At 54.6% G+C, this 17582-nt stretch carries 15 protein-coding genes; 9 read left to right on the top strand and 6 right to left on the bottom strand.

Features of this window, described 5'->3' with window-relative positions; all coding sequences use genetic code 11:
• The first annotated feature begins 47 nt into the window (after nt 1-47).
• From flgF to flgL, 7 genes are all read left to right on the top strand, one after another.
• Complete coding sequence (gene flgF / locus ADIMK_RS07850; protein WP_036185922.1) at nt 48-788, top strand: flagellar basal-body rod protein FlgF; 741 nt, start codon at nt 48-50, stop codon at nt 786-788.
• Nucleotides 789-806: 18 nt separating this feature from the next.
• Entirely contained in the window at nt 807-1592 is a 786-nt protein-coding gene (flgG, locus tag ADIMK_RS07845; protein ID WP_036185921.1) for a flagellar basal-body rod protein FlgG, read from the top strand.
• A 20-nt stretch (nt 1593-1612) separates the two neighbouring features.
• Nucleotides 1613-2290: a flagellar basal body L-ring protein FlgH gene (flgH, locus tag ADIMK_RS07840; RefSeq protein ID WP_036185920.1), complete on the top strand. Its 678-nt coding sequence runs from the start codon at nt 1613-1615 to the stop codon at nt 2288-2290.
• Nucleotides 2291-2301: 11 nt separating this feature from the next.
• Nucleotides 2302-3396: a flagellar basal body P-ring protein FlgI gene (locus ADIMK_RS07835; RefSeq protein ID WP_036185919.1), complete on the top strand. Its 1095-nt coding sequence runs from the start codon at nt 2302-2304 to the stop codon at nt 3394-3396.
• Nucleotide 3397: 1 nt separating this feature from the next.
• Nucleotides 3398-4417 carry a flagellar assembly peptidoglycan hydrolase FlgJ gene (flgJ, locus tag ADIMK_RS07830; RefSeq protein ID WP_051692684.1) on the top strand — a complete coding sequence of 340 codons (1020 nt, stop codon included), beginning with the start codon at nt 3398-3400 and terminating at the stop codon, nt 4415-4417.
• A gap of 64 nt (nt 4418-4481) precedes the next feature.
• Nucleotides 4482-6503 carry a flagellar hook-associated protein FlgK gene (gene flgK / locus ADIMK_RS07825; protein WP_036185917.1) on the top strand — a complete coding sequence of 674 codons (2022 nt, stop codon included), beginning with the start codon at nt 4482-4484 and terminating at the stop codon, nt 6501-6503.
• A gap of 16 nt (nt 6504-6519) precedes the next feature.
• Entirely contained in the window at nt 6520-7860 is a 1341-nt protein-coding gene (gene flgL / locus ADIMK_RS21315) for a flagellar hook-associated protein FlgL (protein WP_051692682.1), read from the top strand.
• A gap of 53 nt (nt 7861-7913) precedes the next feature.
• Here flgL and ADIMK_RS07810 read toward each other — a convergent pair whose 3' ends face one another.
• From ADIMK_RS07810 to ADIMK_RS22345, 6 genes are all read right to left on the bottom strand, one after another.
• Nucleotides 7914-8276, bottom strand: coding sequence for a hypothetical protein (locus tag ADIMK_RS07810; RefSeq protein ID WP_036185905.1), 363 nt, complete (start codon nt 8274-8276; stop codon nt 7914-7916).
• Complete coding sequence (gene fliS / locus ADIMK_RS07805; RefSeq protein WP_036185903.1) at nt 8276-8689, bottom strand: flagellar export chaperone FliS; 414 nt, start codon at nt 8687-8689, stop codon at nt 8276-8278. Before fliS ends, ADIMK_RS07810 begins: the two co-directional genes overlap by 1 nt.
• A gap of 46 nt (nt 8690-8735) precedes the next feature.
• Nucleotides 8736-10130, bottom strand: a complete 1395-nt coding sequence (gene fliD, locus ADIMK_RS07800) for a flagellar filament capping protein FliD (protein WP_036185901.1) — start codon at nt 10128-10130, stop codon at nt 8736-8738.
• A gap of 62 nt (nt 10131-10192) precedes the next feature.
• On the bottom strand, nt 10193-10558 hold the full coding sequence (locus ADIMK_RS21310; protein WP_051692679.1) for a flagellar protein FlaG: 366 nt from the start codon (nt 10556-10558) through the stop codon (nt 10193-10195).
• A gap of 103 nt (nt 10559-10661) precedes the next feature.
• Nucleotides 10662-12518, bottom strand: a complete 1857-nt coding sequence (locus ADIMK_RS22350) for a flagellin N-terminal helical domain-containing protein (RefSeq protein WP_036185900.1) — start codon at nt 12516-12518, stop codon at nt 10662-10664.
• 365 nt (nt 12519-12883) lie between these two features.
• Complete coding sequence (locus tag ADIMK_RS22345; protein WP_036185897.1) at nt 12884-14770, bottom strand: flagellin N-terminal helical domain-containing protein; 1887 nt, start codon at nt 14768-14770, stop codon at nt 12884-12886.
• A gap of 300 nt (nt 14771-15070) precedes the next feature.
• On the opposite strand from ADIMK_RS22345, the gene ADIMK_RS07780 reads away from it, so the two are divergent.
• Both ADIMK_RS07780 and ADIMK_RS07775 read left to right on the top strand, forming a co-directional pair.
• The gene (locus tag ADIMK_RS07780) at nt 15071-16534 is read left to right on the top strand and encodes a sigma-54 dependent transcriptional regulator (protein WP_081849713.1); all 1464 of its coding nucleotides are present in this window, start codon (nt 15071-15073) and stop codon (nt 16532-16534) included.
• Nucleotides 16531-17574 (top strand): sensor histidine kinase, encoded by a 1044-nt coding sequence (locus ADIMK_RS07775; RefSeq protein ID WP_036185895.1) that lies wholly within the window; start codon nt 16531-16533, stop codon nt 17572-17574. The genes ADIMK_RS07780 and ADIMK_RS07775 overlap by 4 nt, the downstream gene beginning before the upstream one ends.
• Nucleotides 17575-17582: the final 8 nt, after the last annotated feature.

Below are 17582 nucleotides of genomic sequence, written 5' to 3'. Positions count from 1 at the left end.
TGGTATTAACCGTGTAAAGCGGCAAGTGTTTTCCGAAGGGAGCTGTTATGGATAAGTTGTTGTATGTGTCGATGACCGGTGCGCGAGAAAACATGCTCGCCCAGCGTGTGCACGCCAACAACCTCGCGAATGCTACCACTACAGGTTTCAAGGCCGATCTTGAACAAGCCCGCGCCATGCGAGTGTTGGGTGATGGATATGAATCGCGGGTTTATGCCATGAGTGAGCGACCGGCAACCGATACTACGGCCGCAACACTCATTCAGACTGGCCGTGATCTTGATGTTGCTATCAATGGTGAGGGTTGGATTGCGGTGGTTGGGCCGGATGGTCAAGAGGCTTATTCACGCGGAGGAGAACTGCAGATCAATGCCGTCGGACAACTGGTGACAGGCACAGGCTTGCCGGTTATGGGTAATGGCGGTCTGCCAGTGGTGATTCCTCCGGCGGAAAAGATCCAGATTGCCACCGATGGGCGCATTGTCATCCTTCCGCTTGGAGCTGAGAGCTCGGAGCTTGCGCAGATCGATCAGATAAAGACAGTTCGCTCTGACGCGCCCCTGTTCAAAGGAGAGGACGGCCTGATGCATGCAGATAATGGTCAGGTGCTGGAGGCGGACCAGTCTGTGAATGTGCGCTCAGGTTATTTGGAGTCCAGTAACGTGAATGCGGTGGGTGAAATGACGGCGATTATAAGCCTTTCACGCCAGTTTGAGATGCAGGTCAAAATGATGAAGACAGCGGAAGAGAACTCTTCCGCTGCAACAGAAATCCTGAAGCTGAGCTAAGGGGTGGGGGAATTCTAAATGAATGGTGCTTTGCAGGTAGCTAAGACAGGGTTGAGCGCTCAGGATACACAGCTCCAACTGATCTCGAACAATTTGGCCAACGTTAGTACCGTCGGCTACAAGAAAGAGCGCGCAGTCTTTGAAGATCTGCTTTATCAGACGCGTCGCCAGCCTGGTGCTCAGACCGCCGATGATTCGCAGTTGCCGTCCGGGCTACAGGTCGGCAATGGTGTGCGAGTGGTGGGAACCCAGAAGCTGTTTACTGAGGGGCAGCTGGAGGTAACAGATCAAGCATTCGACGTTGGCATCAGCGGCAGTGGCTTTTTTCAGATTCAGCAGCCTAATGGCGATATTGCCTATACACGCAATGGAGAATTTCATCTCGATAGTGAGAGTCGTTTAGTAACAGCCGAGGGGTATCTGGTAGATCCGGGTATTACGCTGCCGGATGATACTCAGTCGTTTGTGGTCGCTAATGATGGCACAGTATCGGTTACGACCCCGAGTAATCCCGAAGGACGGGAGGTAGGGCAGCTGGAGCTGGCAAACTTTGTAAACCCTCAGGGGCTTGAGGCGATTGGGCAGAACCTGTTCCTGGAAACAGCGGCCAGTGGAGCACCACAGGTTGGCACCCCGGGTGAAGATGGCCTTGGTATCCTTCAGCAAGGGATGCTAGAGGGGTCCAATGTCAATGCCACCGAAGAGTTGGTAAACATGATTACGACTCAGCGAGCCTATGAGATTAATTCCAAGGTAATCTCGACCGCGGACGAGATGCTATCGTTTGTTACGCAACAGCTTTAATAGGTATCGGGGGTAAGGGTATGAGGTTACAGAAACTGGCGTGCGGACTTGCGTTAGCGATGGTGCTGACGGGGTGCGTGAACTCGCCTCCCAAACCTGATAACCCTTACTACGCGCCGGTTGAGATGACGCCGGTGCCCAATACCCAGCCATCCACCGGTTCAATATATAACGCTGCAACCGCCATGAATCTGTATGGAGACGGTCGTGCTTACCGGGTTGGCGACATCATTACCGTCGAGCTTGAAGAGAGTACCCAGTCTTCAAAGTCGAATTCTACCTCTGTGGACAAGTCCGGTAGTACGAGTGTTGGTAACGGCAGTATTTTTGGTCAGGATCTTTCAGTCTTGGGCAACCCGCTGTCAGCCTCGCTTAGTAGCAGCAACCAGTTTGATGGCGAGGGTACCTCGGATATGAGTAACAGCCTCAGCGGTAACATCACGGTTACCGTGCATGAGGTACGCCCTAATGGCAATCTGTTGGTGCGGGGCGAGAAGTGGCTGACTCTAAATCAGGGGGATGAGTATATCCGTATCAGCGGTCTGATCCGTCCTCAAGATATTGACGAGGCCAATACTGTTGTGTCCACCAAAATGGCTGATGCTCGCATCACCTACAGCGGCACAGGTGCGGTGAGCGATGCCAACGTGATGGGCTGGTTGGCACGCTTCTTTATTAGCCCGCTGTTCCCATTCTGAGGGAGAGATGGATGAACCAGGTTTTAGCGTTACTCCTGCTCTGCTGTGTGATGGCTGCACCGGTACAGGCCGAGCGACTTAAAGATATAACATCGGTCTCTGGAGTGCGCAGCAACCAGCTGGTTGGTTATGGCCTTGTAGTCGGCCTTGACGGCACAGGGGATGGTACCGACTTTACGTCGCAAACATTTCGCAACATGCTGAATAATTTCGGAGTTGCGATTCCGGCTGATGTCTCTCCTGAATCCGATAACATTGCTGCGGTTGCGATCCATGCCGAACTGCCGCCCTTTGCCAAACCGGGGCAGACGATCGATGTAACCGTCTCAGCCATCGGTGATGCCAAGAGTCTGCGTGGTGGTAGCCTGTTGATGGCGCCATTGAAGGGGGCTGATGGGCAAGTGTATGCCATTGCTCAGGGCAACCTGGTCGTTTCAGGCTTCGGTGCTCAGGGCAATGATGGTTCGCGTCTTTCAGTGAATGTGCCGAGCGTTGGACGTATTCCAAATGGCGCAAGTGTTGAACGCGCGGTGCCCAACGCTTTTTCTCAGGGCGATTCTCTGGTGCTGAACCTGAACAATCCGGATTTTACTACAGCGCGACGTGTGGCTGAGCAGATCAATGGTCTTTTGGGGCCTGATGCGGCGCAGGCCATGGATGCAACCTCCATCCGGGTTCGGGCGCCGAGAGATTCCTCGCAGCGTGTGTCATTCCTGTCGGTGCTCGAAAATTTGAGCGTAAGTCCGGGCAAGGAGGTGGCAAAAGTAATCATCAACTCGCGGACCGGCACGATCATCATTGGCGAAAATGTACGTGTCTCTCCTGTGGCGATCACCCACGGCGGGCTCACCGTCGCCATATCCGAAACACCTGAGGTATCTCAGCCGGACACGCCTTTGGCTGGCGGGCAGACAGTGGTGACTCCGCGTACGGGTATTCAGGTCGACGAGGGGTCGGGCCATATGTTCGAGTTCAATACCGGTACCTCATTGCGTGATTTGGTGGAGGCCGTTAACCAGGTGGGGGTCGCTCCCGGTGACCTGATGGCGATTCTGGAAGCACTCAAACAGGCGGGTGCGCTCAGGGCGGAACTGGTGGTGATCTGATATGGAGAGTAAGTCCCTGGGGGCGGTGGATCCGAGTGTTTATACCGATCTCACTGAACTGAGCAAGCTTAAGGCGTTGGCCGGCAAGGATGAAAAGGCTGCATTGCGCGAAGTGGCTCAGCAGTTTGAGCAGGTGTTCATGAACATGATGCTCAAATCGATGCGACAGGCGAATGAGGCCTTTGCCGAGGATGATCCGCTTTACTCAAGTGAAGTGCAGTTTTATCAGGGGATGCTCGATCAGCAATTGACGCTGGATCTGTCAAAGGCCGGGGGACTGGGGCTGGCCGAGATTATCGTTAAGCAGTTGGGGCAGTCGATCACCAGCGGTACTGGCGAAACCGAGAGTACCGGCGTCAGTGACTTGATGTTTAACATGGCCACGCGACGTGTTGCCAGTCACTCGCTATCGGCCGTTGACGAGATCAGCGACCAGCTGGCCCGTGAGCGGGTTATGTCCACATCCACTCAGGTGAGTGAAAGTGAAGAGACTAGTGCTGATCGGTCCATCGATACACCCCAGGACGTTACGTTCAACTCGCCAGCTGAATTTGTTGAAGTGTTGATGCCGATGGCAGAGAAAGCAGCTCAAGCACTCGGTGTCGATCCGAAGGTTTTGGTCGCGCAGGCTGCACTGGAGACCGGTTGGGGGCGCTCAATCATTCGTGATCAACAGGGTAACAGCAGTAATAACCTGTTCAATATCAAAGCTGATAGCCGTTGGTCGGGCGAGAGTGTTGGGGTGCAGACGTTGGAGTACCGTGATGGCTTACCTCAGCCTGAGCGGGCAGAGTTTAGGGCCTACAAGTCTTTGGAGGCTGGAATGAACGACTACGTCGACTTCATCCAGTCGAATCCCCGCTATGAACAGGCTCGTGAGCTGGTAGAAGACCCGGTTGCCTATCTCCAGGCCCTGCAGCAGGCGGGTTATGCCACTGACCCGGAGTATGCCGCCAAGATCGAGCGGATTCTGGGTGGCACAAGTCTGGCGATGGCGGTGAGCGGCTCTCAAGAAGGGTGAGCCCTGGCCGATAACGAAAAGAGTATGGCGTTGACTGGATCACGACGCCCTCGGAGCATACATCATGTCTACCAGTAATCTACTCAATATCGGTAGTCAGGCGCTGACAGCGAATACTATTGCGCTGAATGTCGTCGGGCAGAATATCGCGAACGTCGATACCGATGGCTATACCCGTCAGGACGTGACCATGGTCAGTCGTGAAGGGGTAAACGGTGTTCTGATAACGGATATAAATCGTATAGCCGATGAGTTCCTGCAGAAGCAGATTTACTCGCAGACCTCCAGTTACTACGGGCTTTCCGCATATGAAGAGCTGGCCAGTCAGCTGGACAACCTGCTTGCATCGGACTCGACCAGTATTTCGTCGGCACTAGATGACTATTTTGCAGCGTTGCAGACAGCGTTGGACGATCCTTCCAGCCTGTCGAACCGCGAGCTGCTGCTGTCGGAAACGCAAGCATTGGTGAACACGTTTACCACTCTGGATACGCAACTGGCGAGCCAGAATGACGCGGTCAATACAGAACTCAGTGAAGGCGTGGCCGCGGTTAACTCGCTTTCATCGAATCTGGCGGCCGTGAATGACTCTATTCGTCTTGCCCAGGCGGCCGGCTCAGTCAGTAATGAGTTGTTGGATCAGCGTGATCAAATACTTGAGCAACTGGCTGGCTATATCAATTTTACGACCGATCTGCAGAGTGATGGTCAGGCCAACGTATTTGTAGGTCAGGGTGAACCGCTCGTGATAGGGCAGACAGCCTACAAGTTGTCAGCAGAAACCAATCCGGATGATGCAACTGAACTGAATATTTACCTCAATATAGGGGGCCAGAAAAGTGATCTCACCACGTTCGTAAGTGGTGGCGTTCTGGGTGGTGTCGTGGATTATCGCGAGACAGTGCTGAACCAGACGCGGGATGAGCTTGGGTTGCTCTCCTTGTCCTTCGCTGATTCCATGAATCAACTGCAATCATTGGGTCTGGATCTGGATGGCGAATTCGGTGGTCTGATGTTCACCGATATCAACTCCAGCAGTGCTGTCAGTAACCGCCTGACCTCGAACTCGGAAAACAGCACGAGAATACTGGATAACTCTGTTTACTTGATGGATATGTCTGCGGTTCAAGGCACTGAATACACGCTTGAATATGACTCGCGTACTCAGGTAACCCTGGAACGGGCGGACGGCGAGAGCTGGACCTATAAAGAAGCCAATAGTCAGGCATCGGCCAGTGACGTAGATGAAGATGGAGAGTTTTACTTCAATTCGGCCGACGGTGTGCTGGTAGTACGACAGGACGGCATGCGCATCGAGATCGAGATATCGACAACCCAGAGTCCAGTCGGTGACCGTTTTACCATTCAGCCGACGCGCTACGGCGTTGATAACATGGATCTGCTGATTACTGATGGCTCCAAACTAGCCTTTGCTGAGCCGATTTCGGTGTCGGCCAGTGCCAATAATCAAAGCGATGCAACCCTGGATATCAGTGTTGAGAGTGACGAGTTTCGTAGCGCAATTTCAGCCCTGACAGGTACGGCTGAAGACGCTGTACTACCCTTGACGGTTTCGTTCACCGATGACGGAAGCGGAAACCTCCTTTATACCATCGAAGATGCGTCCGGCGTGGCGATCAAGTCCGACGAACTCTATGTGGCAGGCGATCCCCTGCTTGGCAGTGCAGACGGGCTGGATCTTGTGATTGAGGCAGATGGCAGCCCCGAAGCGGGCGATAGCTTTACGCTCTCTTTCAATTCGAGCGGGGTATCGGATAACCGCAATGCACTGTCGATGGCAGAGTTGCAGTACTCCAAGCTGGTAGACGGTGCGTCATACCAGGATTACTACGCGGTGATGGTGCAAAGTGTCGGCAGCTTAACGGCGATCGCGCAAACCAATTCGGACGCTGCCAAGTCGCTGTTGGATGCGAACATCAACCAGCGTTCAAGTGTGTCAGGTGTCAGCCTTGACGAGGAAGCGGCCAACCTGGTCAAGTTCCAGCAGGCCTACAGCGCGGCATCCCAACTGATCAGTACTTGGCAGGAGATGTTCGATACGCTCCTTTCAAGCGTACGGACTTAATTGAGGAGTCTCCGATATGAGAGTCTCAACTGAACAGATATACAGATCGAACATCGATCAACTGAATAAACTGAATACGCAGATTGCTAAAACCCAGGAGCAGATATCGTCGGGTGAGCGGTTCAGCCAGCCCTCTGAAGATCCGCTGGCATCAGGTCAGGTGCTCAAGCTCGACAAAGAGCTGGCGCGTACCGAACAGTATCAGAATAACATCGATACTACCGAGCGTCGGCTGGATCTTGAAGAAACCACCCTGGATGCACTGAACAATGCCAACATCCGGTTGCAAGAGATTGCGACTCAGGCCGGTAACGGTACCCTCAGCAGCGATGACATCGCGCTGCTTGCTTCAGAGGTCAAAGAGCTGGTCGGCGAGATTGAGGGCTTGGTCAACACTCGTGATACGCAAGGCGAATACCTCTTCTCTGGCTATCAGGGTCTGACGCGCGCTTACGATTACAATGAAACCACTGGGCAGTATGAGTTTCAGGGTGATGGAGGTCAGCGCTATATCCAGGTTGGGCCAGACTATCAGGTTGCCTCAACTGACTCTGCGCTGGAGATTTTCGAGGGGGCCGAGGGCGCTTTTCAGCCACAGATGACCGATACCACCGACAGTCTCAATCCGGTCTCTATCGACAGTAGCTTTTTTACCCCCTACGTGGATGATTACACCGAATTTGAAGAGTTCATGGCCGACAACAGCGACTTCCAGGTTGATCTGACGGCGGCAAGTGTCGGGGTTGATGCTGCGCTGACAGTCAGCTATACCGATGCGGATGGGGTGTCACAGACGTTCGTTTACACCTTGTCCGAGGTGGATGGTGCGGTGACATTGACACCCGATGCGGCGCAGAGCAATGCTGATGAAGCTGCCGCATTGTTGAACGAAGATGGCACTGGCGTGGTGATTGGTGGACTGGAACTGCTGATGAACGACTCAGCGCTGACAGATCCGGACACCAGCGTATCACTGTCTGGAGCGCACGATAGCGACAATATTCTGAACTACGCGAACGACCTGTATCAGGCGATGAAGAACGCGGATGTCGACAGCTACGAAGGGAAACTCTCGCTGCAGCAGTCCTTAGCCTCGGCACTGACGGCGATCGAAAGCGTTCAGGAGCAGAATATATCGGCACGCGCCTCGATTGGTGCGCGAATCAATGCAATTGATGATCAGCGGACCGTCAATGATGAGTACTCGCTCTACACTGAAACAGCACGATCAAACCTGATCGATACCGACCTCACAGAGGCAGCCAGTCAGTTGGCACTTCAAAAGACGACACTTGAAGCCAGCTACTCCAGCTTTAATATCATTACCGGACTGAGTCTGTTCAACTACTTGAGCTAAGACATTAGTCCGGTGTTTTTGCGGTGTTGGGGGAGGGGGTGCCTCCCCATAGCCTACCTGCCTTTTGAGACCGTCGCATAGGCCTGCAAATTACGTGTGTTCTTGCGCTGCTGTCGGAGCTGAGAAGCGATAAAGTCCCGCACGCGGGAAGCTCCTTCTCCAATCTCCGTGTTCATCTTCAGCAGTGCGGCAATTTTGTTGTGAATTGTACTGGCTTCCGGCCCGAGTGAGGCGGTGTCCATCGATGATGTCAATTGCTTCCAGCGTGTCAGAAGCGCTACGAGATTGGTATCTGGATCGGGTTCATCGGTTGAATCTTCAGGAATCAGCGGTGCTGCACTGAGCAACTGCATGATATCCCCATGCAGTTGCTCAGCCTGATTAAACAGATCCAGCCATTGCGCGATGCGGCCCATCAGTTGGCTTGGTTTTTAGACAGGTTGTGATACTCAGCAGGGATCTTATCCCAGCTTTCCTTAATGGGAATGATCAGTTGAGCGGCTTCATCAAGTTTGTCCTGACTTTGCTCTCGACCGGCCTGTAACAACAGCCTGTTAATGTAGTCGTACAAACCGTCGAGCTGCTGGGACAGCTCATTACCTTCTTTATTGCGCAGAGATGCCTGTAACTCACCGATAATGGCAATCGCCTTTCCTATGGCGGTGGAGCTTGAGGTCTTGTCACCGCGCTCAACCGAACCTTTGGCCTCCATAACGCGCTTCAGAAAACCCTCAAACAGCAGCGATATAAGCTTGTGAGGGGAGGCGTTCAGCACGGCAGAGTTGATGTCGACGCTCTGGTACTGCGCAATCGCGCTTTTCTTGTTCATCGGATAAACCTCGTTTGAGGCCCTGTGTGGGCTTCACGCATATGTGTTAGTTGTCGCTGTTCATCGAGTCAGAGATGGCCTGGAGGGTGCTGATCAGGAAGTCGCCCTGAGAATTGATGGAGGCAACGAGTGTATCCATGGCATTGAACTGACTGTACAACCGCTCTTCGTAACTGTCGAGCCACTCGGCCAGGTCGTCAGCCTGCTTCTCTACGTCATCGATCTGACCGTTCAGACGATCCACGCGGCTGTCGAGCAGGCCGGTATTGTCCTGGGTATAGATGTTGATCTTCGTTTCCAGTGTGGTAGCAAGGCCGTTGTCGCCGCTGAAAAGTGCGGCTACACCATCGAGATTGTTGGCAAGAGCTGAATTCAGATCTGACTCATCAACAATCTCCAGTGAACCATCCGACTGTGTGCGTATACCGAGGGAAGAGAGCGCGTTAATTGCGCCGTCCCCATAGGCGTCGGTCAGTGCGCGGGTTATCTGGTTCTTGATTGTTCGGGTCATGGCGTCGCCGAACAGTGCCCCGGTGGTCTCGGTGTCGGCGTCGTAACTGGTCATGCTGCTCAGCGTCGATTGCATCGAGTTGTAGGCATTGACGAAGCTTGTGATCAGGTTCTTGATTGTATCGGTGTCACGCGTCAGAGACAGGGTTGCTGCGTTCTCTGTTTCGGATAACAGTGTGAAAGTGACGCCATCGATCACGCCCGATATCTCGTTGCTGGCAGAGGTCACGGCCTGACCGTCGATGGTCATGATGGCATCCTGGGCGGCGGATTGCTGCGTATAAGCGCCGTCATCGCCCCCGGCCAACTCGTCGTAGGTGTAATCGAAAAGTGACAGGTCGCCGGTTGTCGTTGTCGATGAAACGCTGGTTATGCGCGTGTCTTCGCCGGTTTCTTGGGCGGTAAGTACAAGCTGCTGACCGGCATCGGTGGTGATGACGGCAGCTGTGATGCCCTCGTTATCCGATGCGTCATTGATGGCCGCGGCGATATCCTCAAGCGATGCGTCTTCGCCCACGTCGATGGAAAAACTGTCACCATTGCCTTGAGTGAACGTGAGTGTACCGGAGGATCCACTGCTATACGCCTGTGAGTTAACCAGCTTATGAGCACTGGCGATCTGCTGAACCTCTATGGCATAAGAGCCTAACTGTGCGTCAGAATCGACGTCGGCGGTGAAGCTTTCTTCGCCGGAATTGCTGGCGGTAACCGCACTGAACGCTGACGCTTCCGTCAGTGCCGACAAGCTGTCCTCGAACTCGGCCATGGCACTTTTCAGCAGACTGACACTGGAGAGCTCAGCCTGAAGATCGGACTCTTTTGTCTGGAGGTTGGTTGTTTTGGCGTCGCCCTGAGCACTGACCAGTCCTTCGACGATCGTCTCTATATCGATGCCCGATCCGAGGCCGGTAGATGTGATTGTGCCGCTCATGTTGCGCCCCTTGAATATTAAATGTTCAGCAATCGAAGGTTAGTGTATATAACCAACCTTTCTCAAGCACTGGCATCGAAGAGGATGTTACGCATCTCGGTGATATGCTGAACCAGTTTCAGTGCATTCTCGGACGGAATCTGGCGGATCAGTTCATCAGTCTCGGTATCGGTTACCCGAATAACCAGCTCCTCTGAGCTGGAATCCACCTCAAAACTCAGTGCTCGATTCATTTTGGTCATCACTTCGTTCAAGGTCTGAACGGCGCTATTGACCTCCTCAACCGTCAGTCCGCTGGCCTTGATCTCGGTTTTGACACCTTGAGTGCCCTGCTGGCTGGTGGTGGGCTTAACGTTGCCGCTGTTATCGACTGAACTACTGGTATTGTGCAGCGTCGTTGATGTACTGGATGAGATTGTCGTATTCATACTGTCCTCACGTCAAAAAGGGGGCTCGAAGCCCCCTTTGTTCCATGCTGTTGGCGCGGCTATACCACCGGGGGCGTACCGCGCCAATCTGAGCGAGTCGCTCTTACTGCAGCAGAGAGAGTACGCTCTGAGGAGCAGAGTTCGCCTGCGCCAGGATTGAAGTTGCTGCCTGCTGCAGAACAGTCGCGCTGCTCAGGTTAGCGGTTTCAGAGGCGAAGTCGGCATCCTGAATACGCGAGCGTGCAGCGGTCACGTTCTCAGTAATGTTGGTCAGGTTGCTGATGGTGCTGTCGAAACGGTTCTGTACGGCACCGAGGTCTGCACGCTGGCTGTCAATGTACGCGATCGCTTCGTCGATGATATCCAATGCATCGCTGGCACCGTCTTGGGTGCTGATATCAACACCGGCAACGGATTTGAAGGTAGTGCCTGAAGCGATTGACATGGAGGTACTGTCAACAGTAACGCTGCTGATATCCTGGTCTAGCTTCGCATTGGTGAAGTCGATGGTGAAGTCTGATTTGTCAGCATCGATACCTGTAGGGGTTTGGGTTGCATTTGCAACAGTAAACGTATCGCCAGCGTTATTAGTGACGGTGAATGCACCATCCAGAGTACCGCTGCTATCGGAGCCAGTAGCGGACACTGAGAAAGTCGCACCATCGTCGCTGGTGATGATGATTTCGTCACCAGCATCATTCAACGCTGCGCTAAATCCGCTGAGGCCATCAATCGCTGTAGCAGCGTCGGCAATAGTGGAAGCGTTAGTTGAGTCCAATACGATAGACTGCGTGCCAAGATTAAGGGTGATAGATTCGGCGTCAGTACCTTCTGCAGAGCTGACTGCAGTGGAAGAGCCTGTAGCAGTGGCGCCAGTTACCGACTGAGTACTATCACCAGTTACGGTCAAAGCCCCTGCATCAGTACCCGAACCATCAGTTACGTCGATGGTTGTATCGAAGTCAGTAGCTGACTCGATAGTAATACCACCGTTACCGGAGTCCAGCGTTGCGTCAAAAGTTACGGTGTAATCTGAACCCAAGGCGGTTTGAATGTCGCTGGCAACTGTCGAGTTCAATGCAGAGTAGCCACTGAGGTCGATCTGAGTTCCGCCTACAGTTATCTGCAGTGCTTCACCGTTACCAGTATCAGGCTGTGTGAGTCCTGTGATGGTCGCAGTGAAGTTCCCCGCACCGCCGCCGGTACTGTCAGCTGTTAGGCCTGTAAAGCTACCCAGAGTTACCTGCTGAACACCACCTGATACTTCTACGTCGCTCAGGCCGTCAATGTTATTGATCTTGTCAGCCACATCGTCAGCAGTCATGTCTGCGTTCAGGGCGATGGTGTAGTCGGTTCCGCCCACGTTCAGAGTGGTTGAACCAGCAGCAGACTCAGTACCCGGGGTCGCAGTAGCTGTCACCGTACCGCTGCTGTCGAAGCTTTTGTAAGTGTAACCGATGGCGTCAGCAGAGATATTGCCCATGGTGACATCAATGGTTTCACCGGCTTCAGCACCCACCTGGAAGCTGGAAGAACCAAAAGAACCGTCCAGCAGGTTACGGCCACCGAAAGAGGTGGTGTTGGCGATACGGCTCAGTTCGTCCTGCAGGGCGGTCACTTCCGCCTGCAGTGCATCGCGGTCAGACGCGCTGTTGGAACCGTTGGCAGACTGCAGGGCCAGCTCACGCATACGCTGCAGGATCTGGGTGGATTCGTCCATCGCGCCTTCAGCGGTCTGGGCCAGGGAGATACCGTCGTTGGCGTTACGGGATGCCACGGTCAGACCGTTCACCTGGCTGGTCAAACGGTTGGAGATAGCGAGGCCAGCAGCGTCATCGGCAGCGCTGTTGATGCGCAGACCGGAGGAGAGGCGCTCGTATGCCTGAGTCAGCTTGCTCTCAGACTTGGACAGGTTGTTTTGAGCGTTCAGAGACGCGATGTTCGTATTGATAACAGCCATTTCGGTTCTCCTTAAACCCACCCCTTGGATTCGCCTGCGCTTGGCTCGGCTGGGTGGATAGAGTGGTATATGGGCTTCCGTAGAAAAACTGTTTCTGCGGGCTGAATAGGTTAACGGCGCGGCTCAGGGAAACTTTAAGAAAAAAGTGCGTTGTTTGTTAAAAAAATGAAGCGGACATTTCGGGGTGCCGTAACAAAAAAGCAACAAACCGTGTCAGGGCTGGATCAAGATAGGCACTGGGCATACCGGCTCACTCACAATCGAGTGGCAAATGCCAGCATAGCTCAACTGAGGTGTCGGCGTTATCACGCGCTTGAGTGGCCAGCTTGCTAACGGCTGGCCACTCAAAACTGCGTGCACGGTCCTTACTGCAGTAACGACAGTACGCTCTGCGGAGCGGAGTTTGCCTGCGCCAGTATTGACGTCGCGGCCTGCTGCAGAACGGTTGCACTGCTCAGGTTGGCGGTTTCCGAGGCGAAGTCCGCATCCTGTATGCGGGAGCGCGCCGAGGTCACGTTTTCGACGATGTTGGTCAGGTTGCTGATGGTGCTGTCGAAACGGTTTTGGACTGCACCGAGGCTTGCACGCTGGCTATCGATAAAGGAGATAGCGCTATCGATGATCGCAAGCGCATCACTTGCACCGGTTTGGGTACCGATATCGATACCTGCGACAGATTTGAAGGTAGTGCCGGAGGCGACGGACATGGCCGTGCCATCGACACTCAGGCTAGATACATTTTCATCCAGTTTTGCACTGCTGAAATCGATCGTGAAGTCGCCCGCAATGTTCTGATTCAACTCGGTAGTGCTATCAACAGTAGCGGATGAAGCACTGGTTGGATTAGTAATGGTCAGCGCTCCAGAAAATCCATCGCTGTCCAGATCAGCGGCGGCTACCGACACATCGAAAGCGGCAGATGTGTCGGTGCTGGAGATTGTGATGGTTCCACCACTTATAGATGCGCTTATACCGGCTATTCCAGAACTGTTGATGAAGGTTTCCAAGGCATTGGCGTCAGTAATGCTGGAGTCTATCGTAAGTTCGGTGCCATCGATTGTCAGGGTCATGGTGTCTGAACCGGTTGGAGCGGTATAGCCAGAGAGTTCAATTTCGTTGGATGCGGGTACATTCCATGAGTCGGCGGTGAAACTATCACCTAAGCTATTGTAGGGCGCAGAAGAACTGCCTCCTATGACCGATATCCAGCCACCTTCCCAGCTACCACCTGTATCCTGAGCTATACCAGAAGCATCAAATGCGGTTGCATCATCTGCAAAGATTCGGACCGCAGAAGTACCGTAGTATGCCTCTGCGACCGCATCTGCGACTGCGGTGTAGCCCGCTACATTGAAGTCGGCAAGGAATGCATCTCTCGATGCGGTATTGACTGCGTTCATCGTAAACGTTGCGGTTGTCGAGCCATTGTCAAGCGTCATCACAACTTCATCGTCCCCTGCCAAGGGAGTAGTTAGCCTTATAAAAAAAGATTCAGTTTCTGGTTGGAGGTCGGACGTAACTGTTTGCGTAGTTGAGGCAACAGTATCAGCCCCTAGGCTGACAGTTACTCCAGATAATCCATCGATATTGTTGATCTTGTCTGCCAGATCCGAAGCGCTCATATCGGCGTTAACGGCGATCGTGTAGTCAGTACCATCCACGTTGATTGTGGTGCTGCCGGCAGCGGCCTCGGTACCTGCAGCGACGGTAGCGGTCGCTGAGCTGTTGAAGCTCTTGTAGGTATAACCGATCGCATCGGCGGAAATATTGCCCATGGTAACGTCGATGGTCTCGCCTGCTTTCGCACCGACCTGAAAACTGGAGGAGCCGAAAGAGCCGTCTAGTAGATTACGGCCACCGAACGAGGTGGTGTTGGCAATACGGCTCAGCTCGTCCTGAAGGGCGGTCACTTCCGCCTGCAGCGCTTCACGATCCGATGAACTGTTGGAGCCGTTGGCCGATTGCAGAGCCAGCTCACGCATACGCTGCAGGATCTGGGTGGATTGGTCCATCGCGCCTTCAGCGGTCTGTGCCAGAGAGATACCGTCGTTGGCGTTACGGGATGCCACGGTCAGGCCGTTAACCTGGCTGGTCAAACGGTTGGAGATGGCGAGCCCCGCCGCGTCATCGGCCGCACTGTTGATACGCAGACCGGAAGAGAGTCGCTCGTAGGCCTGGGTCAACTTGCTCTCGGACTTGGCAAGGTTGTTTTGAGCATTCAGTGACGCGATGTTGGTGTTAATAACGGCCATAGAATATATCCATAAAATCTAGCGCCATGTATGCAGGAGGCGGCCAGGGAGCCTGTGCTGTGGTAAATCCGTTGGGCATGATGCCTTCCGGCTTAATGCGGGTAGCGGCAAGAGAGGTGAAAACTGTAATAAAAAAGTGTCGTTCTTTAGGAAATTGTTTAGGAGTCTCTGGTTGCCATTGAGTTAGGTAGAGCTTTTCTTGAAGGAGCCTCAATCGATGAATTGAAGACGTCAAACTCTTGACATATCTCCGCTATTCAGTACCTTTGTCAGAATAATGACGCATACTGGATATAACCCATGCCTCGGCCCATGCACACAAGCGGACTGCACATACTCATCATCGATGACGACGCCGAGCGCCGAACGGAGCTCCATCGCTGTTGTGAGTTCCTTGAACTGGAGTGTCATGATTTTGACTTCGTGACCTGGCTGCAGCAGGGCAAGAGCGTTGAACTCAGTGGAATCGTTGGTGTGTTGCTGGGCGAAAGCAGCTTGCCGATCTCGTTGAACAAGCTGATAGCGGAACTCGATGCTCATGGTCGTATGCTGCCCAAAGTGCTGGTGTGCGATTGGCACGAGCTCTCGCCTGAGCAGTTTTCCCCTTCCGGTATTCTTGGGCGGCTGGAACCGCCATTCACTTACAGCGCTATGCTGGATCTGTTGCATCGCTGTTATGTGTTCAATGCATCCAACGCAGATGATGCGGTGAGCGGGCTGGATGAGCTGGTTGGTCAGAGCGGGTCTATCCGTGAGGTGAAGCGGCTGATCATTCAGGTTGCGGCACGCGATATCAACGTAATGATCACCGGCGAGTCCGGCACGGGGAAAGAGGTGGTGGCTCGCTGCCTGCATGAACACTCCTCACGCTGTAATGGCCCCTTTGTGCCGGTGAACTGCGGCGCGATCCCAGGGGAGCTGCTGGAGAGCGAACTGTTCGGGCATGAGAAGGGTGCGTTCACCGGGGCGATCTCCAGCCGGGCCGGGCGTTTCGAACTGGCCCAGGGCGGCACACTGTTTCTAGACGAGATCGGCGATATGCCGCTGCCGATGCAGGTGAAGCTGCTGCGCGTGTTGCAGGAGCGGCAATTTGAACGGGTGGGGGGAAACCGCACCATCGATGCTGATGTGAGGGTGGTGGCGGCGACCCACAAGGATCTGGAGTCGATGATTGATGCGGGAGAGTTTCGCGAGGATCTCTACTATCGGCTCAATGTGTTCCCGATCGAAATGCCGCCGTTACGCGAGCGGTTGGATGACCTGCCGCTACTGGTTAATGCGCTGATCGCCCGGCTAAAGGAGCAGGGGATGGGGGGCTACCGTTTCCATCCGTCGGCGATGGAGTCGCTGTTGCGTCACCCCTGGGCCGGTAATGTGCGTGAGTTGGCCAACCTGTTGGAACGGCTGGCGATCATCCACCCCGGTGGAGTGGTCGGCGTATCCGAGTTGCCGCCTAAGTTCCGCCACGTGGATGAACCGGACCCCTCCCGTTACGAGGTGCTTGACCCGGCGGATGCGGGCGAACGAACACCCGGCTCGGCGGCAGACGCTATACCGACACCCGTTGCCAGCGCGAGCGACGATGTGGAGTTGCCCGAGCAGGGGATCGAGCTCAAGGCGTTCCTCGAAAAACTCGAACGCTCCTTGATCTATCAGGCTCTGGAGCGTTGCGGGAATGTGGTGGCAAGGGCTGCCGATGAGCTGGGGGTGCGGCGCACCACGCTCGTTGAAAAGATGCGCAAGTATGGGATCGAGCGGCGATGAACAGTGCTGAGCGTATCGCCGAACTGGAGCACGAAGTTGCGCAGCTACGTGAGGAGCAGCGCGCCGCCCAGCGTCTGCGCAGACTGATCGACCAGATGCCCAGCGGGGTGCTGGTAATCGGCAACAGAGGATTGGTAACCGAGTGTAACCCGGCCGCGCAGGCGTTGCTGGGCGTCGATCTGTTCAATCGCCGTTGGGTAGATGTGATCAATAGCTGCTTTGCCCCCCGTCCTGATGATGGCCACGAGGTTTCGCTGAAAAACGGCCGCCGCGTGAGCCTTGCCACCCGTGCCTTGGAGGGCGAGCCAGGGCAGCTGGTGTTTGTCTCGGACCAGACCGACACCCGTCTTCTGCAGCAGAAGCTCTCTCACTACCAGCGTCTTTCGGAGATGGGGCGGATGATGGCGTCGCTGGCGCATCAGGTGCGCACGCCTTTGAGTGCGGCGCTGCTCTACGCCAGCCACCTGACGGCGCCGACCATCAGTGATGAGCAAAGGATCCGCTTCGCCGGTAAGGTCAAGTCGCGCCTGACCCATCTTGAGCAGCAGGTCCGGGACATGCTGATCTTCGCGCGGGGCGAAACCAGTCTTGATAACCGGGTCAGTGCCGCCGAGCTAGTCGCCCGTATCGACGATCTGTTGGATACGCCGCTGGCGGCTGCTGATGCTGATTGCAGTTTCATCAACGAGGTGCCGGATCTTTGTGTCCAGTGCAATCTGGAGGCGCTACTTGGGGCGGTGTTGAACCTGGTGAACAACGCGCTGCAGGCCTGTGGTCAGGGCGCAGAGCTGCGGATCCGTTTGAGCCGACAGGCGCAGTGGTTGCGTCTGGATGTGGAGGACGATGGGCCGGGTATGACACCGGAACAGCTGAAACACGCGCTGGAACCCTTCTATACCACCAAATCCCACGGTACTGGGCTAGGGCTGGCGGTTGCTCAGGTGATTGCACGCGCGCACCACGGCGAGTTCCATCTGAATTCCACCCCGGGCGAGGGGACTTGTGCCACTTTCCTGCTACCCTCCATTACGCTCGATTAAGAGAGACG

This window comes from Marinobacterium lacunae (assembly GCF_000705555.1).
GTDB classification, from domain to species: domain Bacteria; phylum Pseudomonadota; class Gammaproteobacteria; order Pseudomonadales; family Balneatricaceae; genus Marinobacterium_D; species Marinobacterium_D lacunae.
The sequence above is the reverse complement of the archived record's forward strand: the minus strand, read 5'-3'. Positions and strand labels throughout refer to the sequence as shown.